The organism is Pseudomonas sp. PS02303 (assembly GCF_029959925.1).
Taxonomy (GTDB): Bacteria; Pseudomonadota; Gammaproteobacteria; order Pseudomonadales; family Pseudomonadaceae; genus Aquipseudomonas; species Aquipseudomonas mandelii.
This window is the reverse complement of sequence record NZ_JASCOM010000321.1, coordinates 1-6,043: the sequence shown is the minus strand read 5'-3', so window position 1 is coordinate 6,043 and position 6,043 is coordinate 1. Positions and strand designations below refer to the sequence as shown.

The following is a 6,043-nucleotide window of genomic DNA, read 5'->3' as shown; positions in this document are numbered from 1 at the left end:
CCCCCCCCCGAGCCGGCGCCCCCCCACTCCTACAGGAGATCTGTGGCGTGCACAAAATGTGTGTACGCCCGGCCCAAACTGTAGGAGTGAGCCTGCTCGCGATGGCGCCAGATCAGCCACCTTCACCTCCACCTGACACCCCCCGAACCCACATCGCCAAACGGTCTGACATGAGCACCCTCAGCTTTTTCACTAACCAGTTATCGAACCTGCTGAGCAACACCACCAAACGTGATTTAATACGCGCCTTTCACATTTCCGGGACAGGGAAGCGGTACTTTCGCGGCCAAAAGTCGCCCGCCATCCACCCCCATAACCCTTAAGTATTTCTCGCATAAGGCTGTCATGGACACGGGCTCACGACTCAAATTAGTACGCGAAAGCTACAAACTGTCCCAGCGCGAGCTGGCCCGGCGTAGCGGCGTCACCAATGCCACCATCTCCCTGATCGAACAGAATCGCGTCAGTCCCTCCGTCAGCTCCCTGAAAAAACTGCTCGAAGGCATTCCCATGTCCTTGGCGGATTTCTTCACCTTCGACCAACCGCCGCGTGAGCATCAATACGTATTCCGCGCCAATGAACAGCCGGATCTAGGGCGTCATGGGTTGCGGCTGCTGTTGATTGGCGCTTCGGTGCCGAGTCGGCAGATGCGCCTTTTGCGCGAGCAATACGCGCCTGGCGCGAGTTCGGGGGAAGAGCCGATTGTGCATTCGGAAGGCGAGGAGTGCGGGCTGGTTACGCGGGGGACGGTTGAGTTGACGGTGGATGGGCAGATCAGTGTGCTGAATGCTGGGGATGGATATTACTTTCCGACGACGCTGCCTCACAAGTTCCGCAATATTGGCCAGGATGAAGCGGAAATCATCAGCGCTAACACCCCGGCCAACTTCTGATATCAAAACGGACGCCATCCTTTAGCAGCTGCCGAAGGCTGCGTCCGCGGCCAACAGCCATGCCCAATGGACGCACCTGCTACAGGGTTTGATCAAAGCAAATGGACTTCACCTCATGACCACGCCCCGCATCCGAGCCCTCGCACTCTGCATCTTCCATCTCGATGGCAGGATACTGGTCAACGAAGCACTCGACCCCGTTACTGGAAAGCCCTTCTTGCGCCCAATCGGTGGCGGAATCGAGTTCGGCGAAACCAGCGCCCAAGCCGTACTACGTGAAGTCGATGAAGAACTTGGCTTATCCATTACCGATGTTCGCCTGTTGGGCACACTCGAAAACATCTTCACCTATGCCGGCACGCCCGGGCACGAAATCGTGCAGGTCTACGATGCGAAATTCGTGGATGCCAGCGTCTATGAACTGCTCCACTTGGATGCTCAAGAAAGCGATGGCGCTGCCTTTGTAGCGAAGTGGCTGGCGCTCGACAGTATTACTGGCGAAACGCCGTTGGTGCCTGCTGGGCTATACGAGTTGCTGAAGAAGGTTGTGCTGCCGGACTGATGCTCGGTCATTAGCAATAGCGCTGTTTAACGTATTGATCGCCAAGGATGCGATCACCTTTCAAGGAGCGAAAATGACATTGACTGCCGAAGCGTTGGTCAGCATCGCGATGACCAATCCAGTACACGCGGAAATCGGATCTATTTGATGCATAGATCTGGTACTTTTTTTCATGTCTCCCCAGTCAGGTGTAAGCCAGCAATCGTCCGCAGAGCACCACGCTGATCCATAACATAATCGAAAATATCGCCTGGATTTTTGCTATTCCTGGCGCCGCGGCGTCGGTGTTCCATCGGGCTACTGACCGAAAGACACCCACATGAAAAAGAGCCGCGTTGAGGCCCGCAATACCGATCAAGCACAGCTTCAGAATAAAAACGCCGTTGGAGGCGAAGTCGTGCGGATGGGCTGAAAACATCATCAGCCCCGCCGGGACGATCAACAGCAGGGCCGCGACTCCCCACCTCAGCAGGTGGCGGGCCAGTGCCGTCACCGGAAGATCTCTCGACAGCCCGAGAACCCGCAGATCGAACATGACGACCGAGCCGACAAGCACCACGAAGCCAATGATGTGAACCACCTCGACGATCGGATACAGCCATAACTCGCTTCGCATGGCCAACCCGAGTGGCGAGTCACCCACATCGTCCAGCCAGCCGTCCAGACTCGATCCACCGCGGGTGCCAGTTGTCTGCATCAACGTAACTCAGTGGTTTTGTTGTCGACCGTGATGCGTTCTGCGCGCAGTTCATCGGGGTTGTTGCGATTCTGATAGCCCACCACCGTAGCCCGTTTTCCGACACTCAGCATTTCCCTGGAAAGCCCCCGGTTTTCCATGCGCGATGGCGGCGCAAGCACGACACTCCAGATCTTGTCGTCGGTCTTCAGGCGAATGAACCCGTGCGGGTGGGAATAACCGGACTCCTCGATCGTTCCGTTCAACTGCAAGGGTTTGCTCGAGTCATACTCACTCCAGCCGTGATGAGCGAACACCGTCGATGCCACCAGTAACGTTGAGAATCCAAGAGCCCCAAGCAAGCGCTTCATGATGCAATCTCCTGTTACGGATCATTGATGACCGTCGACCTGTTCTGATCGGGAACAGGTCAATCCAGAGAGTCTTAAAAATAGTACAGATTCGTTGACGAGGGGAGGCCGGGACGGCTTCGCCGTCCAGCGGGAGCAAGCTCCCTCGCCACGGAGGGTGGTTTCTATATGGAAAAGGTGACAGATCTATTTAAACAAAGGACCTGTCACCTTTATCACGCGGCTGTCGCTGTGCCGTTCAGCTAAGGCGCCATGGATTTGCACTGATTGCGCAGACCGTCGTCCTTGATGTTCTGGCAACCTCCGGAGCCTTGCTGGGCCTTGCAGTAATTGCGCTGGTCATTGTCGCGAATGTTTCCACAGTCACTCGTACCTTCTGTTTGCGCTTTGCAGGCATTGCGCATGTCGTCGTTCTTGATGTTTTGGCACCCTCCCGAACCCTGCTTGGCTTTGCAATAGTTGCGCTGGTCATTGTCGCGAATGTTTCCACAATCACTCGTACCCTCCGTTTCCGCTTTGCAGGCGTTGCGCTGGTCGTCGTTCTTAATATTCTGACAACCGCCTCGGCCCTCACGCGCCTTGCAATAGTTACGCTGGTCATCGTTGCTGATGTTTTCGCAACTGGCGTAAACGTAGCTGCTGAACATCAGCATCACTGCGAGTATTAGTCTCATTGCACACTTCCTTGATTGCCCGGGAGCCGCATGGCGCGGAGTGGCCCAGGATGAATGGGGACTCGGATGAGCCGTGCTCTCAGTGATTCAAGGCATTACATTGGTTGCGCAGGTCGCTGTTTCTGATACCCGCACAGCTTCCGTTACCTGCTTTGGCATTACAGTAGTAGCGCTGGTCACTGTCATTGATGCCCGCACAACTGCCGTTGCCGGTCTCCGCATTACAAGCATTACGCAAATCTGAGTTATTGATCCCCGCACAGCTTCCGTTACCTGCTTTGGCATTACAGTAGTAACGCTGGTCACTGTCGCTGATTGCGGCACAACTGCCGCTGAAGTTGCCGCTGCCGTTGCCATTACCTCTTACGTTGACGTTGACGCTGCCGTTGCCTCTGACGTTGCCGGTCTCCGCATAACAAGCAATGCGCAAACCTGAGTTACGGATACCCGCACAGCTCCCGCCACCTGCTCTAGCATTACAGTAGTAGCGCTGGTCACTGTCACTGATGCTGGCACAACTGGCGTGGGCATACCCGCTAAGCATCAAAAGCGCTGCAATAATCAGTCTCATCACACACGTCCATGGTTTTCCAGGAAACAGCCTGGCGCTGGTTGGCCCACTGATTGATGTTGTGGCGCGCCATCATATCGACATCATCTGGTTAAAAAGTTCCAAGACAAAAAAAGAGAGTGTGAGGAGCGAAATATGTACAAGGGAACGCATTTATTTTCCCCATCAAAATTGACAACCCCGTTCATCCAAAACACTATCGACCCATGATCTACATTTCCCGCATGAACATGATGTGTTCCTCCATGACCGCCGCTGGCGGGCCGTGAGGTCACGCGTTCGCAGGAATTGACGTAGTTACCCAAGGCCCCGCCAGAAATGGACGGGGCTTTTTAGTTCTCCGTCCACCGATTGCTCAAGGAGAATGAAATGTTTGAGATCAGACGCGCCGAACCAAGCGATGCCCAGACCGCATTCGATATCCGCCTTCAAGCGATACGGCACCAATGCATCGGCGCTTATACCGCAGAACAAATGCTCGCCTGGACCGTCGGAGCCGCCAAAGATGGGTATGGCGACTTAATGGAAAAGCACTTTTACCTGGGCTGCATTCAAGGTGAACCAGTGGCGACAGGGATGCTTGATCTGGACAACAGCGAAATCGGCGCGATCTTTGTGCTGCCGTGTTTCATGCAACAAGGCATCGGCTTGAAGATGCTCAGCCATCTGGAATGCCTGGCGCGGGAGTTGGGCCTGAAGGCGGTCAATCTGGACGCTACGTTGAACGCGACTGATTTTTACCGGCGCTGCGGTTTTGTAGGTGACGAACCTTCTATTTACCATTCACCTTCAGGGCTTCAGTTGGCGTGTGTGCCAATGGTGAAGAGGCTTTAGCCTTGGTCGGAGAAGGCGGGCAGGGTTGCCGCCGCGACTTCTGCACAGACGTCAACCGCTCGTACACTGCCCGGCACGTTCTCGCGGCTAATCCTTCCAATGTCGTGTTACCCACGCTCAGGAAGAACCAACATGATTAATCACAAATGGCGGTGCGGACGCTCGCAGTCATGATGTCTGGCAGTTCGCTGTATGCGATTGCAGCTGACTCAACACCCGGGACCACCTCAACTTGATGGTACGAGTCAAAGCCGCGACCCTGCACCCAAAAGCACCAACGCAGACCCCGACGCAGGTTCACTTCCTAAAGGGGCCGACGGCGGGACAACCGATAACGGCCCGACGCCTGCCGGATCAAAAGACAGGTGAACAGGGGCAGGGGAGTGGTAGCAGTAGCGGAGGAAACTCGGGTGGGGGTTAGTTGCTAATCAACCCACGCAGCTAGACAAGCCCGGCCCTGCAACCGGGCTTTTTATTGCTTTCTTTCTAGCCCGCCTCAAGCTGGGTAATCGAACTGACTTGCCCACCCATTTGCATTCGACCTGACCAATCATTCGCATCGGATTTGACCAATCATTTGCATCGGATTTGACCCTCCCGCTGTGTGGCCATGACCGGCAGAGAACGACCCATAGCGGACTCTGACCAGCATTTGGTTAAGGGGGGGGCTTTAGCCTGTCCCATTGAGCGAAGTGAACGATTTTAACCAGTTGTTATGCATGTTTTACTAGCCGTTTCTTTAAATGATACAGGTTAGTCCCGATTGGGCGATCCTCAAGAACACCATAAATCTCATACCCATGCCGCTCATAGAACTTTTTAGCATCAACGGTTTTTAAGAATGCAACTACTGCCCCATTGTTGGCACCAATCTCTTCTGCTTTTTCCAAAAGCATAGATCCTACTTTTTTACCGCGATGAGATTCCTTAACCCAAAAGGTGTCAATTTCTAAGCCATCCCAGTAACAATTACAGCTTATTGCACCGATGTAGTCGCCTACTTCATCGTGTGCAATCACCATAAATATTTTATCTTCCGTTTCTGGTGGTAGACTTGGATATTGAATTCGAAGATATTCTGAAAACCTATTATTCAGAACTCCTTTATCCTTTTCTGTTGGGGAACCCAATACATCAATCTTGACTTCCACTTTATTGCTCCTTAAATTCAACTTTTAGGTGCCGAATGGCTTTTGGCATAACATTCCATTTTCATGCGTAATCCCTTGAGCAATCAAAAAAATCGACGTTGTAAACGCGACATCAAGAAGGGGGAAAGCGACATACTACTTTGCACATTACTGACGTATTAACTGCGTGTCCATGGTCTGCTTTTGGCCGAATCCTGCCTTTCGCGAGAGGCAGGAATCCATAACCCGAAGCGGACTTTCAAGCTTAGTCATCGTGAATTGGTTTTACGAGCAACAGTTCGTAGGTCAAATCGGCTTCATAAAATGTGGT

The 6,043-nt window shown here is 53.5% G+C and carries 8 protein-coding genes; 3 read left to right on the top strand and 5 right to left on the bottom strand.

The features are described from left to right. The first annotated feature begins 345 nt into the window (after positions 1 to 345). Positions 346 to 894 carry a cupin domain-containing protein gene (locus QMX98_RS31515; protein ID WP_007946335.1) on the top strand — a complete coding sequence of 183 codons (549 nt, stop codon included), beginning with the start codon at positions 346 to 348 and terminating at the stop codon, positions 892 to 894. A gap of 115 nt (positions 895 to 1,009) precedes the next feature. Next, complete coding sequence (locus tag QMX98_RS31510) at positions 1,010 to 1,456, top strand: NUDIX hydrolase (RefSeq protein WP_282411926.1); 447 nt, start codon at positions 1,010 to 1,012, stop codon at positions 1,454 to 1,456. A 184-nt stretch (positions 1,457 to 1,640) separates the two neighbouring features. Here the strand turns inward: QMX98_RS31510 and QMX98_RS31505 are convergent, their stop codons facing one another. The 4 genes from QMX98_RS31505 to QMX98_RS31490 form a co-directional block, all read right to left on the bottom strand. After that, positions 1,641 to 2,153 carry a DUF6644 family protein gene (locus tag QMX98_RS31505; RefSeq protein ID WP_282411925.1) on the bottom strand — a complete coding sequence of 171 codons (513 nt, stop codon included), beginning with the start codon at positions 2,151 to 2,153 and terminating at the stop codon, positions 1,641 to 1,643. Next, positions 2,153 to 2,503 (bottom strand): DUF6152 family protein, encoded by a 351-nt coding sequence (locus QMX98_RS31500; RefSeq protein WP_282411924.1) that lies wholly within the window; start codon positions 2,501 to 2,503, stop codon positions 2,153 to 2,155. The genes QMX98_RS31505 and QMX98_RS31500 overlap by 1 nt, the downstream gene beginning before the upstream one ends. A gap of 242 nt (positions 2,504 to 2,745) precedes the next feature. Next, positions 2,746 to 3,177 carry a hypothetical protein gene (locus QMX98_RS31495; protein ID WP_042932767.1) on the bottom strand — a complete coding sequence of 144 codons (432 nt, stop codon included), beginning with the start codon at positions 3,175 to 3,177 and terminating at the stop codon, positions 2,746 to 2,748. A 79-nt stretch (positions 3,178 to 3,256) separates the two neighbouring features. Then, positions 3,257 to 3,748: a hypothetical protein gene (locus QMX98_RS31490; RefSeq protein ID WP_221106346.1), complete on the bottom strand. Its 492-nt coding sequence runs from the start codon at positions 3,746 to 3,748 to the stop codon at positions 3,257 to 3,259. 369 nt (positions 3,749 to 4,117) lie between these two features. Here QMX98_RS31490 and QMX98_RS31485 point away from each other — a divergent pair, with 369 nt between their 5' ends. Continuing rightward, positions 4,118 to 4,582, top strand: a complete 465-nt coding sequence (locus tag QMX98_RS31485; RefSeq protein ID WP_282411923.1) for a GNAT family N-acetyltransferase — start codon at positions 4,118 to 4,120, stop codon at positions 4,580 to 4,582. Between the two features lie 713 nt (positions 4,583 to 5,295). Here the strand turns inward: QMX98_RS31485 and QMX98_RS31480 are convergent. Further along, positions 5,296 to 5,733: a GNAT family N-acetyltransferase gene (locus QMX98_RS31480; RefSeq protein WP_282411922.1), complete on the bottom strand. Its 438-nt coding sequence runs from the start codon at positions 5,731 to 5,733 to the stop codon at positions 5,296 to 5,298. Positions 5,734 to 6,043: the final 310 nt, after the last annotated feature.

Bases quoted from the DNA above. Each gene is read 5' to 3' on its own strand.
- QMX98_RS31515 (WP_007946335.1), top strand. From the start codon at position 346: ATGGACACGGGCTCACGACTCAAATTAGTACGCGAAAGCTACAAACTG.
- QMX98_RS31485 (WP_282411923.1), top strand. From the start codon at position 4,118: ATGTTTGAGATCAGACGCGCCGAACCAAGCGATGCCCAGACCGCATTC.
- QMX98_RS31505 (WP_282411925.1), bottom strand. From the start codon at position 2,153: ATGCAGACAACTGGCACCCGCGGTGGATCGAGTCTGGACGGCTGGCTG.
- QMX98_RS31490 (WP_221106346.1), bottom strand. From the start codon at position 3,748: ATGAGACTGATTATTGCAGCGCTTTTGATGCTTAGCGGGTATGCCCAC.
- QMX98_RS31495 (WP_042932767.1), bottom strand. From the start codon at position 3,177: ATGAGACTAATACTCGCAGTGATGCTGATGTTCAGCAGCTACGTTTAC.
- QMX98_RS31510 (WP_282411926.1), top strand. From the start codon at position 1,010: ATGACCACGCCCCGCATCCGAGCCCTCGCACTCTGCATCTTCCATCTC.
- QMX98_RS31500 (WP_282411924.1), bottom strand. From the start codon at position 2,503: ATGAAGCGCTTGCTTGGGGCTCTTGGATTCTCAACGTTACTGGTGGCA.